The 19,074-nt window shown below is 42.5% G+C and carries 18 protein-coding genes; 7 read left to right on the forward strand and 11 right to left on the reverse strand.

The features are described 5' to 3' along the window. Positions 1-39: 39 nt before the first annotated feature. The 5 genes from ACIH2S_RS01045 to proP form a co-directional block, all read right to left on the reverse strand. The gene (locus tag ACIH2S_RS01045) at positions 40-531 is read right to left on the reverse strand and encodes a DUF6392 family protein (RefSeq protein ID WP_430247940.1); all 492 of its coding nucleotides are present in this window, start codon (positions 529-531) and stop codon (positions 40-42) included. Then, positions 528-1,031 carry a DUF6392 family protein gene (locus ACIH2S_RS01050; RefSeq protein WP_349488125.1) on the reverse strand — a complete coding sequence of 168 codons (504 nt, stop codon included), beginning with the start codon at positions 1,029-1,031 and terminating at the stop codon, positions 528-530. Before ACIH2S_RS01050 ends, ACIH2S_RS01045 begins: the two co-directional genes overlap by 4 nt. Then, complete coding sequence (locus ACIH2S_RS01055; protein WP_349488126.1) at positions 1,028-2,431, reverse strand: S-type pyocin domain-containing protein; 1,404 nt, start codon at positions 2,429-2,431, stop codon at positions 1,028-1,030. The genes ACIH2S_RS01050 and ACIH2S_RS01055 overlap by 4 nt, the downstream gene beginning before the upstream one ends. A gap of 220 nt (positions 2,432-2,651) precedes the next feature. Continuing rightward, a complete protein-coding gene (gene phrB / locus ACIH2S_RS01060) occupies positions 2,652-4,076 on the reverse strand; it encodes a deoxyribodipyrimidine photo-lyase (RefSeq protein ID WP_430247941.1) in 1,425 nt (474 codons plus the stop codon). 25 nt (positions 4,077-4,101) lie between these two features. Beyond that, positions 4,102-5,604 (reverse strand): glycine betaine/L-proline transporter ProP, encoded by a 1,503-nt coding sequence (proP, locus tag ACIH2S_RS01065; protein ID WP_108478692.1) that lies wholly within the window; start codon positions 5,602-5,604, stop codon positions 4,102-4,104. Between the two features lie 369 nt (positions 5,605-5,973). Between proP and ACIH2S_RS01070 the strand changes: the two genes are divergently transcribed. Then, entirely contained in the window at positions 5,974-6,942 is a 969-nt protein-coding gene (locus ACIH2S_RS01070; RefSeq protein ID WP_132496875.1) for a 3-oxoacyl-ACP synthase III family protein, read from the forward strand. 300 nt (positions 6,943-7,242) lie between these two features. Further along, entirely contained in the window at positions 7,243-8,967 is a 1,725-nt protein-coding gene (gene poxB, locus ACIH2S_RS01075; RefSeq protein ID WP_036948406.1) for a ubiquinone-dependent pyruvate dehydrogenase, read from the forward strand. Between the two features lie 81 nt (positions 8,968-9,048). Here the strand turns inward: poxB and ACIH2S_RS01080 are convergent, their stop codons facing one another. Continuing rightward, positions 9,049-9,966, reverse strand: a complete 918-nt coding sequence (locus ACIH2S_RS01080; protein WP_430247945.1) for a DNA-3-methyladenine glycosylase family protein — start codon at positions 9,964-9,966, stop codon at positions 9,049-9,051. A gap of 210 nt (positions 9,967-10,176) precedes the next feature. Between ACIH2S_RS01080 and ACIH2S_RS01085 the strand changes: the two genes are divergently transcribed. From ACIH2S_RS01085 to ACIH2S_RS01095, 3 genes are read left to right on the forward strand one after another with little or no spacing between them, the layout of a single operon-like run. Beyond that, the gene (locus ACIH2S_RS01085) at positions 10,177-10,674 is read left to right on the forward strand and encodes a DUF2569 domain-containing protein (protein WP_230085102.1); all 498 of its coding nucleotides are present in this window, start codon (positions 10,177-10,179) and stop codon (positions 10,672-10,674) included. 28 nt (positions 10,675-10,702) lie between these two features. Next, positions 10,703-11,062 carry a DUF488 domain-containing protein gene (locus ACIH2S_RS01090; protein WP_036948410.1) on the forward strand — a complete coding sequence of 120 codons (360 nt, stop codon included), beginning with the start codon at positions 10,703-10,705 and terminating at the stop codon, positions 11,060-11,062. Positions 11,063-11,075: 13 nt separating this feature from the next. Continuing rightward, on the forward strand, positions 11,076-11,606 hold the full coding sequence (locus ACIH2S_RS01095) for a DUF2569 family protein (protein WP_430247947.1): 531 nt from the start codon (positions 11,076-11,078) through the stop codon (positions 11,604-11,606). A gap of 48 nt (positions 11,607-11,654) precedes the next feature. On the opposite strand, the gene ACIH2S_RS01100 is transcribed toward ACIH2S_RS01095, so the two are convergent. After that, a complete protein-coding gene (locus ACIH2S_RS01100) occupies positions 11,655-13,238 on the reverse strand; it encodes an ATP-binding cassette domain-containing protein (protein WP_108478697.1) in 1,584 nt (527 codons plus the stop codon). Positions 13,239-13,585: 347 nt separating this feature from the next. Between ACIH2S_RS01100 and ACIH2S_RS01105 the strand changes: the two genes are divergently transcribed. Beyond that, a complete protein-coding gene (locus tag ACIH2S_RS01105) occupies positions 13,586-13,894 on the forward strand; it encodes a helix-turn-helix transcriptional regulator (protein ID WP_036948418.1) in 309 nt (102 codons plus the stop codon). Position 13,895: 1 nt separating this feature from the next. Beyond that, on the forward strand, positions 13,896-15,158 hold the full coding sequence (locus ACIH2S_RS01110) for a type II toxin-antitoxin system HipA family toxin (protein ID WP_108478698.1): 1,263 nt from the start codon (positions 13,896-13,898) through the stop codon (positions 15,156-15,158). 95 nt (positions 15,159-15,253) lie between these two features. On the opposite strand, the gene glpD is transcribed toward ACIH2S_RS01110, so the two are convergent. The 4 genes from glpD to glpE all read right to left on the reverse strand — a co-directional run bounded on the left by glpD (position 15,254) and on the right by glpE (position 18,986). Beyond that, a complete protein-coding gene (gene glpD / locus ACIH2S_RS01115; RefSeq protein ID WP_036948421.1) occupies positions 15,254-16,756 on the reverse strand; it encodes a glycerol-3-phosphate dehydrogenase in 1,503 nt (500 codons plus the stop codon). Positions 16,757-17,014: 258 nt separating this feature from the next. Further along, a complete protein-coding gene (locus ACIH2S_RS01120) occupies positions 17,015-17,773 on the reverse strand; it encodes a DeoR/GlpR family transcriptional regulator (RefSeq protein WP_036948423.1) in 759 nt (252 codons plus the stop codon). A gap of 27 nt (positions 17,774-17,800) precedes the next feature. Beyond that, complete coding sequence (gene glpG / locus ACIH2S_RS01125) at positions 17,801-18,646, reverse strand: rhomboid family intramembrane serine protease GlpG (RefSeq protein ID WP_154599868.1); 846 nt, start codon at positions 18,644-18,646, stop codon at positions 17,801-17,803. A 16-nt stretch (positions 18,647-18,662) separates the two neighbouring features. Continuing rightward, positions 18,663-18,986, reverse strand: coding sequence for a thiosulfate sulfurtransferase GlpE (gene glpE, locus ACIH2S_RS01130; RefSeq protein WP_430247949.1), 324 nt, complete (start codon positions 18,984-18,986; stop codon positions 18,663-18,665). Positions 18,987-19,074: the final 88 nt, after the last annotated feature.

Genomic DNA, 19,074 nt, shown 5'->3' on the forward strand with positions numbered 1-19,074 from the left:
GCTCCTTTTGGATTAGTAGCACATTAGAGAATTACGATTTTATTGTTTCCATTCGTTCTCTAATACATCAAGGTATAAAAAAGTAACACTCTTAACATTTACTTTTTTATATCCATATAATATTGAAACTGCGATTTTTTTATCTAAAAGAGGAGATTTCAGAATGAAAACCTCTGTTTTTCCAAAACTAACCCCCATGATTATTTGTTCAGGTGCGCTTCTAATAGGCGAACCTAAATGTTCATGTACCCATTGTTCAGTCATTACTTGCTCTAGCCCAAAAGGAATATCATTCGGAAACTTCCACCCATTACGCATATCATCTGGAATAACCGTTATCGCGACTTCTCTTAACGTTTTTGACGGGTTATCAAAAGATAAAAAAACATATTCTTTTTTCATATCTAGCGTGACAACATCATCTCCTGAATTCCCTTGGGGCTTAGTTTTATAAGGGATTAACCCGTCACGATAAAGTTCATCATAGGTATCCCCTAACCGTTGTACTAACGCTTCAATATTTACACTCATTTGTAATGATCTACTTTCCAGCGTTTTTCTAAGTTATCTAACAATTCAAATGAAATGCTTTTAACATTAACAGTGTCATAGCCATAGCGGCAATGTATAGCAATATCATGAATCAAAGAGTTATTTCTAAACTTAAAAACCTCCGATTTACCTAAAGGCATCCCAACAACTATTTTTTTAGGTGCAACACGAATTGGGGAGCCAAAATGCTCATATAACCAACGTTCCGTCATTACTTGTTCTAGTCCAAAGGGAATATCATTCGGAAATTTCCAACCATTTCTCATGCCATCAGGCAATACAGTAATAGTTACTTCAATTAATTTCTTAGAGGGGTTTTCAAATGCTAAAAATGTATATTCCTTTGACATTCTAAGTGTTAATACATCATCTCCAGAGTTGCCTTGAGGTTTTGTTTTATAAGGGATTAATCCGTCACGATAAAGTTCATCATAGGTATCCCCTAACCGTTGTACTAATGCTTCAATATTTACACTCATTTGTATAATCCTTTTGCTTCGTTTAGTTCATGAATCTTATCTAATTTCTCATCCAGTAATTTACTATCGTAGCCTTCACTTTCTAAGCATTCTCGGTTCGCATCCCAATTTCGCTCAACGGCTTCTCGTAAATTTTTAGCATCCAACTCTTTTCGTCGTAACGACGTGCCATTGTCAAAGTCAACCCAACTGTTATTTCGTCCACCGTAAGTTTCGCTGCATTTACGATGAACCTCTTTCGGTATAGCTATTGATGCGATCTGACCTAACCTTAGATCTATATCCTCTTCACTCATATCTGGATATGTTTTTTTTAAATATATCCGAATTGCAGCTTGAGAAGGTAAATGATCGATTTCATACAACCCATTGCGGGGGCGTCCTTTAAAATTATCGTAATAATCCACTTCCAAATCATCGACTGGCTCTTTTTGAAAAAACACATAGATTGCAGGTACTTCCCCTCGAGGATCGACAATCACATAATCATTAAAATCCGTTTCGTGAATAGGCACCCATTCAATCCATCCCGTTGATTGTTCGGGTATCGGACTTACGGTTATTTCTGGTTTTTCAATATCGGGAATAGGATTTGGTAAGCTCCAAATTTTTTGCGGTTCAGGTAAAGGGGTTGGTGGGGATGTATGTCCAATTTCACCACCATCATGAACGATGCTTTCCCGACGTCCGTTATCTAAACTAAATTTAACGGATTGAAAACCTAATATTGGTTTTTCTGCGACTTCCTGAGCGGTGTAATCATTGTATTCCACCGTATTCTCTTTGAGATCCCAAACAAATTGTCCTTTAAACTCAGGGTCTGAAAATGTCGCCGTGCCATCCTCATGAATTTCAGCAAAGCGGACTCTCACCCTATCTAATCCACTTTTTTCATCCACTTCATACCCAGCAATTTTCGGATTTCCCGTTTCTTCGTCTACTATGACTCGAAAACGAACACGGGTTGTTACCGTACTTTTTGCCGCAGCTATTTCTCTTAAAAAGGCTTCAGACGTATAGTCATACGTAGATACCGTTGATGCAGAACGAGAAAAACCACCAAAAATGAGTCGCTTCTCAAAAGGACGACCAATAAAAATACGGTCCATTGTCGCATCACCCACACTCGGTGAGTAAAAGAGACCCATCAATAATATCGTCATCGGGTTTGGCGCTTTAACTACTTGAGTTAAAACATCTAAGGCATCTTTCGGGGATATTGATGGTTTTGGTATTGCGGTGGTTGGTGGAGAAAGCGGGATAGATTGCGCAGGAGCAAAAGATAGCGCTCTAGGCTCCATGAAAAATCGTAGTTTCGGGACAGTGACATAAACCGTTGTCGTTGATGTTCCTATATTTGTTCGGCTACTTGCACTTCCAATGTAGTTATTTTCTGGCATCCGAGCATCTCCTTTTAGCAGCAGGCTCCAATCTTAAAATGTCATGACCTTATTAAGACCATACAGTGAGATTAACTCAAATTCACCATTTAATTGATTTAGACTTAGTCTGAATTTTAGATAAGGTGGAATTATAGATTGAGGAAATAAGGATGTTTCAGAAAATGAAAAGGAAGCTTTATATCGGTATGGAGCTCGTGAAAAAATGGCGAAACTAACGCTATACAGCCCGCTTTCCTGCCTCAAATGCTTCCAACGTCATCAGCCGTGCTTGCTTATGGTCAACGATAGGCATTGGATAATTCAGAGAGACTTGGTGAGATTCAGCCCATGTATGGGGTTCGTGAATAAATTTCTCGGGAACATCGCGAAGTTCGGGAAGCCACTCGCGGATAAACGTGCCTTGTGGGTCGAATTTTTTCCCTTGAGTGGTTGGGTTAAAAATACGGAACCACGGCGAGGCATCAACCCCCGTTGACGCTGACCACTGCCAGCCGCCATTATTCGCCGCCAAAGTGCCATCGATTAACTGGCTCATAAAGTAGTGTTCGCCTTTACGCCAATCGACCAGCAAATCCTTGACTAAAAAACTCGCCACAATCATCCGTAGCCGGTTATGCATCCAGCCTGTTTGGTTGAGCTGGCGCATGGCGGCATCTACTATCGGGTAGCCTGTTTGTCCACTTTTCCATGCCGAAAATACAGCGTCATCAGGGTTCCATTGAATATGTTGCGTCCATTCAATAAATGGCTGGTGACGACAAAGGCGCGGAAAAGCGACCAATAGATGACTATAAAATTCTCGCCAAATTAATTCATTTAGCCAGCTAAAACCGCCACTTTCTTGGGAGTCAAAAACCTGCGGGTTCTCTGCCAATAAGCGATTCACACATTGGCGAGGCGAAAGCACTCCAAGGGCTAAATAGGGGGATAATTGGCTAGTACCATCAATGGCGGGAATATCTCGGTCGCGTTGGTAATCTTGTACGTACTCGCTGCAAAACTGCCGTAACTTCGCTAATGCAGCTTGTTCTCCGGCAATAAATTGCGGTGAAATTTCAACGGATTGGTGAGCAAAAAGTGGAGGTGTATTTTCAACGGCTAATGCCGCTCCCCGTGGTTTGGGGGCGGGAAACGAGCGAAAATCACTCATCATCAATTGGCTCAAAAAGGCGCGGCGAAACGGGGTATAGACTTGGTACATATCCCCTTTTTGCGTCGTCACTAAACCTGGCGTAAGTAATAGCGCATCATCATAGGTGAAAATATTCAGATGTTGCGCCTGCTGGCGTAACTGTTCATCCCGCAAGCGCTCATTTAACTCGTACTGGTGATTGAAATATAACCCTGTGGCATTTTGCTGTTGGGCAAAATCCAGCAACCATTTCACGGAATCCGCAAAGGTCGCAGTGGTATGGCAAATCAGGGGAATACCTCGTTTCGCTAAAGCGTGTTGTAGCTCCACCAGGTTTTGATGCAAAAAGGCAATTTGCCTTGGTGATACGTTGTGAGTTGCCCACTGTTCTGGCGTCGCAATATAGACGCCAATCACAGTGGCAGTAGGATCCTCACAAGCAAAGGTAAGCGCTTTATTATCGGTGACTCGTAGATCGTTGCGAAACCAAACTAAGTGACAAGCCGACATCGCTTTCCTCGCTATTTTTTAAGGGTTAATCTAATTTTGGGTGCTGGTTGATTAGCGATTGACGCTGTTTTTCCAGCTCAGCAATTTGTTGTTCGATATCTTCAACTTTCTGTTCGATATTGTCAAAATGCTCACTCAAAATTTCTTTTGCTTCCGCTTTATCTGAGGCCGCCGGTGTTGCACCACGTAGTGGTTTATTAGCCGTTTCTGGCATTCTAATACCGGTATACAGACCAATTAATGCAATGACTATCAGATAATAGGCAGGCATATACAAGTCATTAGTCGCTTCAACTAACCATGCCGCCGCCGTTGGTGTTGCACCCGCAATTAATACCGAAATATTAAAAGCGATGGCTAATGCACTATAACGAATATGGGTAGGGAAAATAGCGGGTAAAATCGATGCCATCACCCCGGTAAAGCAGTTGAGCAATACCGCAAGAATCAACAATCCGACAAAAATTAAGCCAACAGAACCGCTATTAATCATCATAAATGCGGGGTAAGCCAACACAATTAACCCCACGCTGCCCATGATAACGAAAGGTCGGCGACCAATTTTGTCACTGGCTAAACCAATGATTGGCTGTACAAACAGCATACCAATCATAATGGCGATAATAATCAACACACCGTGGTCGGTTGAGTAGTTCAAATTATGGGACAAATAGCTCGGCATATAGGTCAGCAGCATATAGTACGTCACGTTAGTGGCGATAACTAAGCCGACACAAATCATCAAGCTTTTCCAATATTTAGATGCAACTTCACGGAAAGAGACTTTCGGTGGATTCTGGATATTGGCTTTGTCTTGCTGCTCTAAACTTTCAATATGTTGCTGGAATGCAGGGGTTTCTTCCAATGAATGACGTAAATAGAGACCGATAATACCTAGCGGTAAGGCTAAGAAGAACGGAATTCTCCAGCCCCAATCGTGGAAGTTAGCTTCACCGACAAGGCTTGAAATCAGCACGACGACACCCGCACCCATCACAAAACCTGCGATAGAACCGAAATCTAACCAGCTGCCCATAAAGCCACGCTTACGGTCTGGGGAATACTCAGCAACAAAGATAGCTGCACCGGAATATTCACCACCCACGGAGAAACCTTGAGCCAGTTTAGCGAGCAGTAATAAGATAGGCGCCCAAATACCAATTCTCTCGTATGATGGGATCAGACCGATACAGAAGGTACTGATTGCCATAATAATAATGGTCATGGACAACACTTTTTGTCGGCCGTATTTATCTCCGAGAATACCGAAGACAACGCCCCCAAGGGGTCTAACCAAGAAAGGCACGGAGAAAGTGGCTAACGCCGCAATCATCTGAACGCTCGGTGATGCGTCCGGAAAGAAGACTTGACCCAGTACATAGGCTAAGAAGCCGTAAACACCGAAGTCGAACCATTCCATCGCATTACCCAGCGAAGCCGCTGTGATTGCTTTTTTCAATTTTCCATCATCAATAATTGTAATATCGTTGATATTTAATGGTTTTTCTTTTTTCTTTCTGATCTTCATGGAACCATCCTCTTATTTGAATTTTAAGATGTGGGTTTCCCGATCCGATTTGCTCGGACAATCTGCAAATAATGAAAATTAGTATGGATAATTAAATGCAGTATCTAAACTAATTGAATGGAAATTTATTGATTAATAAGCTTGTTGAATAAGCTATATCAAGTTTTTATAACGAAGTGTATTGATAGGGAAATACTGATTTATTGTGTTTTTAAAATAAAGCAAAAATGTCACCTTTAGATAGTCAAATATGATCCAATAATACAATAATATCGACAAAATGTAAAATGCGGTGGTTTGTGTCGATTGTTTTTTATTAATTGGTGGGTTATACCTTGTGGGTAAACTAATACAGATAAGGGAAATGCAATGAATGAGGCAATAAAAATTTCATCTATTCATATCTACCATCCTGAAAATATTAGGAATAACCAATATTATTTTGATAAGTATCCAAATGTCAAAAATTTACCGGAATTATTGAATGATTTTGGGCAGAAGCAGCGATATATCACGATCCAGCCTGATGAAAATGCGTTGACGATGTCGATTAATGCATTAGCCCCAATGAGTGATAAAGATATCGATGTTTTGATATTTGCCTCAACGACGATGGAATATTTGTCACCACTTAATGCCCTATATTTACATCATCATTTAGCCTTAAAAAATGAGTGTGTATGTATTGATATTAACGGTAATTGCCTCGGAATGTTAATGGCGTTAGAGCAGGCTGCGATCATACTAAAGATGAAAAAAACAGCTAAAAAAGCCCTTATTGTTGCCTCGGACCATCTTTCAAATCTATGTAATCAAAATGAGCTATTCCCATCAGTTCTCTTTGGGGATGCAGCAGTTGCTATGACATTAGAAAAAGTACAAAACGGGACAAGCTCTGGTTTGATGGATAGCTTTTATTATACGGATTCGAGTTTTTGCCGGGAGACTCGTTTTCCTAAGCATGGTTTTTCACAGAGCCAAAATATGCAAGATGAGAAAATTTACTGGGGTAAATTTACAACAAAAGAGTGTTTGCCTCATGCTATTTATCACATTGACAAATTATTAAAAAATAATGGGTTAACTATTGATGATATAAGTTGTTTTTTCTTTTCTCAGGTAATGAAAAGCAATATTTCAGAATTGGCAGAAGCATTAAATATTCCTAATAAAAAAATAGAATATATTGCGGATGAATATGGTTATACAGGGGCAACCAGCCCATTTATTGCTTATTATTGCCACCAGAAAAAGAATTTACTCCGTGATGAAGATATTGTCTTATTTTGGACGTTAGGTGCAGGTTATCAATTTGGAATCGTTCTTTGGAAAATATAAAGATATTTATGACTTTCGATGCGCGCAAAATAAACGGGATTTTGCTGGGTTGTTCATAACTGAAACTAACCCTCTTTTTACGACCTTAAATTTGTCCTGTTATCTCATTCTTCTTTCGATATTCGCGGATGAATATCTTGTTCTGTTTTTGAATGTACTGCATTGGTAGGAATGGGGAATCGATTTAGTTAGAATCAAATACATATTATTAAGCGTATTTGAAAATTAGCACCTCTTGTTAAATATGTCATTGTTAACAAGAATACATTGAATTTAATCCGACTTAAAAAGAGTGCCATTATGAAAAAACAGAGTATTGCATCCTATATTGCGAAAGTACTGGATAACGCAGGTGTTAAGCGCATCTGGGGAGTCACTGGGGACTCATTAAACGGTTTAACGGATAGTTTACGTAAGCAAGGGGCTATTGAGTGGTTAGGCACCCGTCATGAAGAAGTGGCTGCATTTGCCGCGGGCGCAGAAGCGCAACTAACGGGCGAGCTAGCGGTGTGCGCGGGGTCTTGTGGACCCGGTAACATGCACTTAATCAACGGGTTGTATGATTGCCATCGTAACCGTGTACCTGTATTAGCCATTGCTGCACATATACCATCGAGTGAAATCGGTAGTAATTACTTCCAAGAAACCCACCCAACAGAACTGTTCCGTGAATGTAGCCACTATTGTGAAATGGTAACTAACCCTGAGCAAATTCAACAAGTTCTGGGTATTGCGATGCGTAAAGCGATCCTGAATAAAGGCGTTTCCGTTGTCGTTATACCGGGTGATATCGCCCTGAAAGATGCACCAGAATCGGCGAAAGAAGAGTGGTATCAGCCACAAGCACCTTTGATCATGCCTCAGCGCCCTGAAATTGAAAAACTAGCAGAAGCATTGAATCAGTCAGAAAATATCACATTGTTCTGCGGTAATGGTTGTGCTGGCGCTCATGATGAAGTGGTGAAACTAGCAGAAACCTTGAATGCACCAGTGGTACATGCGCTGCGTGGTAAAGAGCATATTGAGTGGGATAACCCAAATAGCGTGGGCATGACGGGGTTAATCGGTTTCTCATCTGGCTACCACGCGATGATGAATGCGGATACCGTTGTATTGCTAGGCACCCAATTCCCGTATCGTCCGTTCTACCCAACTGATGCGAAAATTATTCAGATTGACCTGAATGCCGGAAGCTTAGGCTCCCATTGTCATATTGATATGGGGCTAATCGGGGATATTAAGGCGACATTGACTGCCTTACAGCCACATTTAACGGCGAAACAGAACCGCAAACATTTGGATGGCGCACTGAAGCACTATGCCGAGGCGCGTAAAGGGTTGGATGATTTGGCTAAGCCGGGTCATGAAGGGTTGATCCATCCACAATATTTAGCTACCAAATTGAGCGAGTTGGCGAACGACGACACTATCTTTACCTGCGATGTGGGCACACCAACGGTGTGGGCTGCGCGTTACTTAAAAATGAATGGTAAACGTCGTCTGATCGGTTCGTTTAACCACGGCTCGATGGCCAACGCAATGCCGCAAGCGATTGGTGCGCAAGCTGTTGATAAAAATCGCCAAGTGGTTGCGATGTGTGGTGATGGCGGTTTCAGTATGTTGATGGGTGACTTTATCTCACTGTCGCAGATGAAATTACCAGTAAAAATCATCATTCATAACAACGGTGTGTTGGGCTTTGTGGCGATGGAAATGAAGGTTGCAGGCTTTATGACTGCGGGCACCGATTTACAGAATCCAAACTTTGCTGCGATTGCCAATGCGGCAGGTATCAAAGGCATTCGCGTTGAGAAAAGTGAAGATCTGGACGGTGCGCTGAAAGAAGCTTTTGCCCATGATGGTCCAGTTGTTGTGGATGTATTGACGGCGAAGCAAGAGCTTTCAATGCCTCCGGAAATTGAAGCGCAAGAAGCCAAAGGCTTTAGCTTATATATGTTGAAGGCGATTATGAGCGGTCGTGGTGATGAAGTGGTGCAATTGGTGAAAACCAACTGGTTGCGTTAATTGTTATCTAATCGAGTAGCACCCTAAAATTAGTATCATAAATAAATCCCCAATTCGGTGTACTGGATTGGGGATTTTTGTTTAATAACCCGCAGCAGATTGGCTGCGCCAAAGGTGGGCTGCAACCAGTGCTCGCCACGGTGCAAATTGGGCTAGCCATTGCTGGGTTTCTTTCGCGGATGGTTGCGCATCTTGAACTAATAAAGTTTGTAGATTGCGCCGCACGGCAACATCCCCATGCAGGGAGCCATCTAGGTAATTAAATCCCCGCAGGAGACCATAGCTGACAGTCCAAGGCCCAATGCCTTTGATGGCTAGCAATTTTTCGGTGACATCATGGACATTTTCGGGGGTAACGGCGTTGTCTAAGTCTAATTCACCCGCTTGAATAGCGTTACAAAGCCCGCGTAAGGCGATGATTTTTCCAAGAGAAAACCCCGCTTGTCGTAACATTTCATCGTCCACATTGATGACTGAGGTAACGGTAGGAAAGCACCAAATTCCTGATGAGTGCTGTTGCCCAACAGCTTGAATAAAACGTCGGCGGATGGCGATGGCAGCAAGAACACTAATTTGTTGACCGATAATGGCCCATACGAGCGCTTCAAACGTGGTGGCGGATTGATACACTCGCACACCTCGCTGTGGCGCAATCAGTTTACCGAGTATTGGGTGGGTAAGGTATTTTTCTTCAAATTGCTCAACGGGTTGATTCAATCCGAGTAAATGAATCGCAAGTGTGTGTAGCTCATTTAAGAAAGGCGAGGTTTCTGTATTATCAACATCAAGCTGCAATATTGCTTGTTTATTGTCAGTGGCTTGGTCGTTAATGGATAGGCGAATTTGCGCAGCACGTTCCTGCCAGATAATCCCTTTGCGCAAGGTGTTTTTTTCAACAATCTCAGCGATATTTTGCGGATCTCGCAAGTGAAAAGCAAAAAAATCATCAATACGATAATAAGGTGGCAGTGATATAGAAACAGATTGTGTTGATGCCATAGTTCGTCTTCTTCTGATTTATGCTCATTTTTGGTTAAATTTTGACAAAAAACGTCAAACGCTACATTTTTAGCCGTTAGAGTATGTTAGCTTAGCAAAAAGGTGACTCAGATAATCATGTGCTAATTTAGCTTGCTCATATCTATTCAGCAAATTCTTGCGCAAATCGATGAGCAGATTAACTGCATAAATTAAATCAAGGATGTGAAGGTGAACGCAGTAAATAATGAAATGCCTCCTGTACCAAAACCTAAGCCTGAATTAAATGGTATCGGTGGATGGTTGATTCTCCCATTACTTGGGGTGATTTTTTCGGCACTATTTATGCCGTTTAGACTTTGGCATCATAATCAAGAAGTGATTGAATATTGGAGTGAATTGACGTCACCGGGTTCAGACTATTTCATTCCGCTATTCAAAGAAGTGATATATTTTGAAATGGTTGGTAACGCGATTATTTACGGTACAGTCTTGTATCTTTGTTATCTCTTTTTCACTAAGAAAAAATTAATTATTAAGGTGTATGCCTTTTTTCAAATTTTTTCATTGGCTGTGATGGTTTTTGATTTGGTGCTTGCCAATCAATTGTTAGACCTCGAAATAGATTCCAATGATATTCGTGAATTGATACGAGGATTATTTGGTTGTTTCGTTTGGGTGCCTTACTTTTTTGTCTCTGTGCGTGTTCGCAATACTTTTATTAATTAGTGAACCCCAATGACCGTGGAGCCTGCTAATGATTTACTGTAAACGAGTCTATGACCCTTGTAGTCCTCAGGATGGCTATCGCATCTTGGTGGATAGGCTGTGGCCTCGAGGGATCAAAAAGGTGGATTTGCAGTGTGATGAATGGAACAAAGCGGTTGCGCCCTCCAATGAATTGCGCAAATGGTTTCATCAACATACTGACCAGTTTGAGCAGTTTGTGACGAAATATCAGCAAGAACTTCAGCAAAATGATGAATGGTGTGCTGTATTTACGAAGGCGCAACAAGGAGATATCACGTTGTTATATAGCGCGAAAGATACGCAACATAATCAGGCGTTGGTTCTGAAAGCATTTATCGAAGAAAAACTCAAAGAGCGTAAAGAATAAAAAGGTTATTACTATGGATGTGAATTTATCATCTAATCCCGAATCATTGCCCGCGGCTCAAATACCTGCGCAGAGTCATACTAAACCTCAAAAATTCTTCCAAGGGATTGGAGGCTGGCTGATTTTACCTCTGTTAGGTCAACTGTATATGCTGGGTAATTTGGTCAAAATGATGGTGAATGATATTTCTGAGGTTCAAGGTGCTTGGTCGTTGGCAACGAATCCAGCATCGGACTTTTATATGTCAGGGTTTGCCTCTGGTTTTTATGCTGTACAGTTCAGCCTTGGGGTAATTATCGCATTAATGGTGGGGTCGTTAATTGCGGTGGTTAAAAAGAAAGCTATGGTTAAGTGCTTGTTTATCATTACGATGATGCTCTATGTCGTGGTAATTGGTGCCTCGCGCATCGCTTTTCCTGTCGCGTTTCACCTCGAAATCGACTATAGCTACATTACTAGCTTTTTTAATGGCAGTTTTTATTGCTTGATTTGGGTTCCTTATTTTCTGGTTTCTGCCCGCGTTAAAAATACCTTTGTGAATTAAAGAAAGGGCTGCGAAGCACAGCCCGCACAGTTAACTATCTAACCTTTATTAACCACCTAGTTGTAAATCATGGGTAATATTGCACTGTTCCACGAATGCTTCATCGTGAGAAACCAATAATAGTGTCCCTTGGTAATCCCGTAATAGCCCTTCCAATAGCTGTTTTGAATCTAAATCTAAGTGATTGTCTGGCTCATCGAGCAGTAAAACAGCGGGAGGATAAGGACTATGCGTCAGAGCTAGGAGCGTCGCTTTGAGCTGCTCACCACCACTAAGCTGGCACAATGGTAGTAACGATTTATCTCCTCGAATACGCAACATACCCAATTGAGTTCTCCAGTGCTCTACGGAAATTGCTGGTTGATATTGATAGAGAGCTTCGGCAACTGGTAACGATTTATCCAAAAGATTCAGATGTTGGTCTAAATAGCAAAAAGCACCGCTAATGCGGGATTCCCCAGAAAGTGCCTGCAACTTATTTGCCAACACTTTCAATAAGGTGGATTTCCCCGAGCCATTGCGTCCTTGAATATGCCAATGCTCACCGCTATAGGCAGTGAACGAGAGTGGCGCAATTTGCCCATAAGGTAGCTTTAATTGGGAGACAAAAATGCGCATTTTCCCACCTTCGCTTTGGTAATTGAGTACCATTTTTTGAGGTTGAATATGGCTGACTTTGTCTTGATTTTGCTGATGTTGATGTTGTAATTCGCCTAATACTCGCTGGTGACGCTCTGCTACATTGGATTGTCTTTTTTCGGCTCTGTTTTTCTGCATATCGAGCAACAGTAAGGATTGAGAACCGCCATAGCGAATATTTTCGCCTTGCTTACGTCGTTGAGCGGCTTTTTGTAGGTTGGCTTGCTGCTGTTTTTTCTCTTGGCGAATTTGTTTTTCGAGTTGTTCGCCTTCCGCTTCAATAGCGTTGATAGCAAAGGTTTTCTGCTCATCATACAGGGTGTAATTTCCGCCGTATTCCACTAAGCCTTTATCGGTTAATTCAAAAATTGCGTCCATCTCTTCGAGAAGATGCCGGTTATGGCTGATGACTAAACAGCCGGCTTTGTGCTGACTGAGTTTTTCGCTTAGCCATTGGCGTCCTTGTTGGTCAAGATGGTTGTCGGGTTCGTCGAGCAAAAGAAAGTGGTCAGGATGTAAAAATGCACGACATAGCGCTAAGCGAGTGCGTTCACCGCCGCTCAGTTGTTCAATAGCGGTATCCATTGATGCCGTTAGCTGCGCAGACGCTAACAGCGTTTCCCATGTTGCGGGTAGATGCCAATTATCTTCCGTTAGCTCGAAATCGGTCATGGTGCCGCGACCTTGTTCAATGCGCGAAAAAGCTTGCCAAAGTGCATCAATGCCTAGCGCTTGAGCAAGGGTATCGCCCGTTAAGCGGTTGAGTTGATCCACATGAATTATCGGTAAATGCCAATCAACTTTGCCGTGAGTTGGAGTGAGTTGTCGGGCAAGTAATCGCATTAATACGGATTTTCCACGACCATTGTGACCAATCAGCGCATTTTTTTGGCTAAATAAGCTACCACTCAATGGCGGAAAGAGTGTGGACTGATCGAACTCGATGGTTAATTGTGAAAAATGGCACGCGAGAGCTGGGTTAGCTATTGTCATAGAGACCTCCAAATAGAGGGGCAGACAACGTTACGCTATCTTTCGCACGATCATTTTTCGAAGCATTTTCTTTTAAAAAGCATATTTCGAAAAAGAAGCGATGAAAACTGTGTCTGCCAAGAACAGAAAAATAATGACCTTAAACAAGGCATTGTGGATATTTTCTGGCAGTACTTAGTTCATCGTCGGAAAGGCTCACTTTAAAAGGGGCAAAATTGCGGGTGAATTATAAACAGGATTGCGAGGTGGAAGCAAGCACGGGTTGTATGAAAAGTAAACTTGCAGTAATCGACTTCTAAATCCATAATATTGTGTGTTATTGGTAATATTTTAACTTAAGGCGCAATATGTTGGATTTAAGCTTGAGTAAGCCGAGTGAAATTGTCAAAAAACTCTGTGAAAGATTACGTTTAGAGCGACTGACATTAAAAATGACGCAGGCAGATGTCGCGGAACGTGCGGGTGTGAGTGCGAATACAGTTTCAAACCTAGAGGCAGGGAGAAATGTTAGTTTTGAGAACATGATCCGTATTGCGATGGTGCTTGGGCGCAGTAAAGAGCTTGAAGGATTGTTTATGCCAAATTTAAACAGCATTGATGATATTGTTCGTTACGATGAAAGCAAAAACCGTCAGCGCGTGAAAAAGGATAAGTGAAATGCTGAAGCAAGTTGATGTTTATTATAATGGCTGGGGGGAGCATTGGTTATGGGGGTCTTTGATTTCTAGTACCGCAATTACAGGTCGCCCACTTATTGCATTTGAATACTCCGATGCCGCTAAGCGCAGAGGACTTGAACTTTCACCTCTGCTCCTGCCACTGAAAGAGACTCAACTTCGCACTGATTTTCCTGCTCATCAATTAGGTTTACCTGGACCTGTCTATGATTCATTACCTGATGGCTGGGGAATGTTGTTGATGGACAGATTATTTCGACGAAGAGGCCTGAATGTGGCTCGTATCGGTGCATTAGAACGCTTAGTGTATGTTGGGCATAATGCAATTGGGGCAATGTCATTTGAGCCTGTTGCCACGGAGCTTCTTGATGAGCAAATTAATATTCCTCTCGACCAATTAGCGGAAGAAGTACAAGATGTTTTAAATGGTGAAGGCGAGCAGTTTTTACAGCAACTATTGCAAATTGGGGGTTCACCTCAAGGTGCTAGACCAAAAGCGCTTGTTTACCGAGACCCAAAATCGAATATTTTTACCACCGTTGCTGCGCCAAATCTTGAGGCTTGGCTAGTTAAATTCCCTGCAAAACATGAGCATCCTGAAGTTTGCGCTATTGAAATGGTCTATTCGGAATGTTTACGACGTTGCGGTATCCCAACCCCAAACACATTGCTGTTTAATTTAAAAAATGGGCTAGCTGCATTTGCATCTGAACGTTTTGATAGGCAGGGCGGCTTCAAAATTCCTGTTCAAAGTTTAGCGGCTTTGACTGGAGCAGATTATGCAATTCCAGGCAGCATTGATTATCTTAGTTTTCTTCGTGCAACACATAAATGCACGAATGATATTAGAGAGAAAAAATCTGCATTTGAACGTGTGGCCTTTAATGTCATCTTTAATAATCGTGATGACCACCCAAAGAATTTCGCTTACACCCTGTCTCAGTCGGGTCAATGGGCTTTGGCGCCTGCCTATGATGTGACGTTCTGTGAAGGGCCTGGAGGGTATCATCAAATGGATGTGATGGGTGAAGCGCTAAAAATTGGAAAGAGGCATTTGCTAGCATTGGCTGATGATGCGGATATCACTGCGCAAGAAGCTAATGAGACGATATCACGCCTATGCCATGTTGCTCGCAAATTTAGCGATATCGCAAATGAACATTATCCTAATAGAATTACGTCCACGACATTGAAACAGATCCAATCCAGAATTGATGACAACATCAAATTCTTAGAAAGATAATAAAGTAAAAGCGCCAGTCTGTGGGCACAGATAGGCGCTTTTGGTACAACAACGAGTTTTTTACGATTCTATCTTACTGCGTATCTCTTGCGAGATTATGCTGTCACAGCCACTTTAGTGTGCTCTGCAAGCCATTGTGCAATGTGCTGTTTCTCAGCGTCGTTCAGCCACATGCCCAATTTGGTACGACGCCAAATTGCATCGTCTAATTCTACAACCCACTCATTTTCGACTAAGTAGCGTAATTCGGCTTCATAGACGTTTGCGGCAAATGCTTCACCTAAATCAGACAGTGAGTTTGCACCTGCTAAAATCAACTTACTGTTGCTGCCGTAAGTTCTTGCATAACGCAGTGCTAAGCCTTCTGGGAGCCATGGGTAATGCTGGGTTAATACACGTGCGTAACCATCGCGGTCACAACCTTCGATATCGCCACCCGGTAACTGACCATTTTTAGTCCATGGACCGCTAGCGTTAGGGTAGTACGCCGCTAATTTACCCACAGCTGCTTCAGCCAGTTTACGGTAAGTCGTTAATTTACCACCGAAGACTGACAGTAATGGCGCTTTACCCTCTTCATCGTGAATATCTAAAGTGTAGTCACGAGTGATAGCTTGTGGAGAGTCTGACTCGTCATCACACAGAGGGCGAACACCAGAGTAATCCCACACAATATCTTGTTTAGTCAGCTGTTTTTTGAAGTGGTCGTTATACACTTTCAGCAGATAATTAACTTCGTTTTCGTCAATTTTCACATCTTTTGGATCCCCTTTGTACTCAACATCGGTGGTACCAATAATTGAGAATTCATCCATCCAAGGGATCACAAAGACAATTCGGTTATCTTCGTTTTGCAGGATATATGCTTGTGGTTCATCGTGAGCGCGTGGAACCACGATATGGCTGCCTTTGATCAGACGAATACCATAAGGGGATTTCAGTTTTAAGCCGTCATCGAAGAACTCTTTAACCCAAGGTCCTGTTGCATTGACCAGACCTTTAGCTTTCCAAGTATGAGTTTCGCCAGTACGTAAGTCTTGAGCTTCAACCACCCAAAGACCACCTTCACGGTATGCGCGAGTCACTTTTGTACGAGTGCGCACTTCACCGTTCTTGCGTACTACTTCTTGAGCGTTCAATACTACTAAACGCGCATCATCAACCCAACAATCTGAGTATTCGAAACCTTTGGTTAGTTCAGGTTTTAACACAGAATTCTGGTTGAATTTTAAGCTCTTGCTGCTTGGCAGACTAACGCGTTTACCTAAATGGTCGTACAGGAACAGGCCGATACGGATCATCCAAGCAGGGCGTAAGTGAGGCTGATGAGGTAGACGGAAGCGCATTGGAAATGCGATATGCGGAGCCAGTCGCAATAAGACTTCACGCTCTGCAAGTGCTTCACTCACCAGTCTAAATTCATAATGTTCGAGGTAGCGTAAACCACCGTGGATTAGTTTCGAACTTGCAGATGAAGTTGCACTCGCTAAGTCTTGAGATTCAAGCAGCAGTACAGATAATCCACGCCCAGCAGCATCAGCCGCAATACCAGCGCCGTTGATTCCGCCGCCAATTACAATCAAGTCTTTCGTTTCCATGCATCCCCCTGAGATGTTCGAACCATTTTCTATAATGTTCGTTTTCGCTCATTTGATTGTAATCAAATTTTGTACGTCTGCCAACCTGTAATCCATAAAAATAACAAGCGCGTGATGCTAATAACATTTTGTGTATAAATTTAATCTGTTTAATAAGTTGGCAATATGACAAAGGGATGACAACAGAATGAAAAGAAAGGAAAAAATAAGAATTGATGGTAGGCAAGCTACCATCATTGGGAGGTTAAAGCCAGGGGGCTAGCAGAGCTCTAATTGAACGTTATGCTGTTCGATAACCTTTAGGATACTGGCTGGAGGCGCTTGGGTGGTAAACAAGGTATTGATTAGGTTCATATTGCCTAAATTTACCATCGCATTTCGACCAAATTTGGAGTGGTCGGTAACCAACATGACATGACGAGAATTTTCGATAATCGCGCGCTTGGTGCGCACTTCATGATAATCAAACTCAAGCAATGAGCCGTCCATATCAATCCCGCTGATCCCCAGGATGCCGTAATCCAGCCTAAACTGAGAGATAAAGTCGAGGGTGGCTTCACCGACAATTCCGCCATCGCGAGAACGAACTTCACCGCCTGCAAGGATCAAACGAAAATCCTCTTTTGCCATGAGCAATGTTGCGACGTTCAAGTTGTTGGTCACTACTCGCAGGTTTTTATGATTAACCAATGCGTGAGCAACAGCCTCAGGGGTTGTGCCAATATCAATAAATAGGGTCGCGCCGTCAGGAATTTGGCTTGCCACACGTTGAGCAATACGCGCCTTTTCTTCAGACCACATAGTTTTGCGGTCATTATAGGCGGTATTGACGGAACTCGAAGGCAAGGCTGCGCCACCATGGTGTCGTAGGATTTTATTTTGTTCAGCAAGATCATTGAGGTCTCGGCGAATGGTCTGAGGGCTAACCTCAAACTGTTCGACAAGTTCTTCAGTACTGACATATCCCTGAAGACGCACAAGTTCAACAATTGCATCATGTCTCTGGGTTTGTTTCACAGCATTAGCCTCTAATTATAAAATGTTCTATTTGGAACCTTGGTGTTTAAAACTGAGCCTATTATCCCATATTCCCATCAATAATCCGATAATTAACCCTGAAGTATGTGCGGCATTAGCAATGTCCATACCAAGCAAGTCAAAGTAACCGAAAAATAACCAGATAATTGAGAATACCATGAGCCCGCGAGGGATGCCGATACCAATTTCTGGGCGACGTTCGCCAGTGAGCCAAACATAGCTAACCAGTGCATAAACGACACCCGATAAGCCGCCGAAGTTATTTTCACTGAATAGGGATTGACCCCAGTTACTGAATAATGCGGAGACTAATAAAATGGTGAACAGTTTTCCTGTGCCCATTTTTTTCTCAACTTGCCCGGCAAGAAACCACCAGAGCGCAAGGTTGAAACCGATGTGCGAAATAGAAAAGTGAACGAACGCTGGGCTTATCCAACGCCACAATTCACTTTGCTGATCACCAATAGGCCAACCTAGATAGTATAGAACGACACGGGGATCTGTCAGGGTGACCCAAAGATAGACCGCGATAGACAGCAAAATAACGGCGATAGTTAATGGGCCTGATTGCTGTTTTAAATAACTGAATGTCAGATAGTTTCGATACTGAAATTGGGCATCTGTGCGACCCGTTTGCCAGCTGGCTTCGAGGTAACGAGGATCATTAGGGTTACGCAAAAAGGTTTCTAACTCTTGGCGTACTTGCTCAGTATGCTGCTCATCGGCGAGCCAAAGTTCATAATGTTGTTGGTCGTTGGAAGGATGGAGTTGTAGTTGGATATTTTGTCCAGCCATATAATCGACAAACGCTTGAGCCATCCGTGGGTTTTCAAAAGAGATAATGTGGATCATAAATACGTTGTCTCGTTTAGAGCGCCGTTATGGCTTGTGGGTATTCCCGTGACCATGCCTCAAATCCGCCATTAATGCTATATACAGATTCAAAACCAATATTAATTAAGTATTGCGCCGCACCTTGGCTGCTGTGACCGTGGTAGCACATCACCATAATCGTTTGTTCGTAATCTGTTTTTTCGACAAACGGGCGAAGTGATTCATTGGTTAAGTGGTAAGCGCCTGTCGCGTGACCAGCACGAAAACTTTGGGGATCGCGAACATCGACAAGGATAGCAGTGCCATCTAGCCAGTGCTGATAAGCTTGTTCAGGTGTTAGTGTCTCAAAATGGTCCATAAAATACCGGAAAATTAGGGGAAATGTCATGAAAGAGCATCCACAGGAGTGCTGAGGATGCTCTAATACTCAGTAGAAAATGCGGGTG

The sequence above is a fragment of the Providencia lanzhouensis genome (genome assembly GCF_050469745.1).
GTDB lineage: Bacteria > Pseudomonadota > Gammaproteobacteria > Enterobacterales > Enterobacteriaceae > Providencia > Providencia lanzhouensis.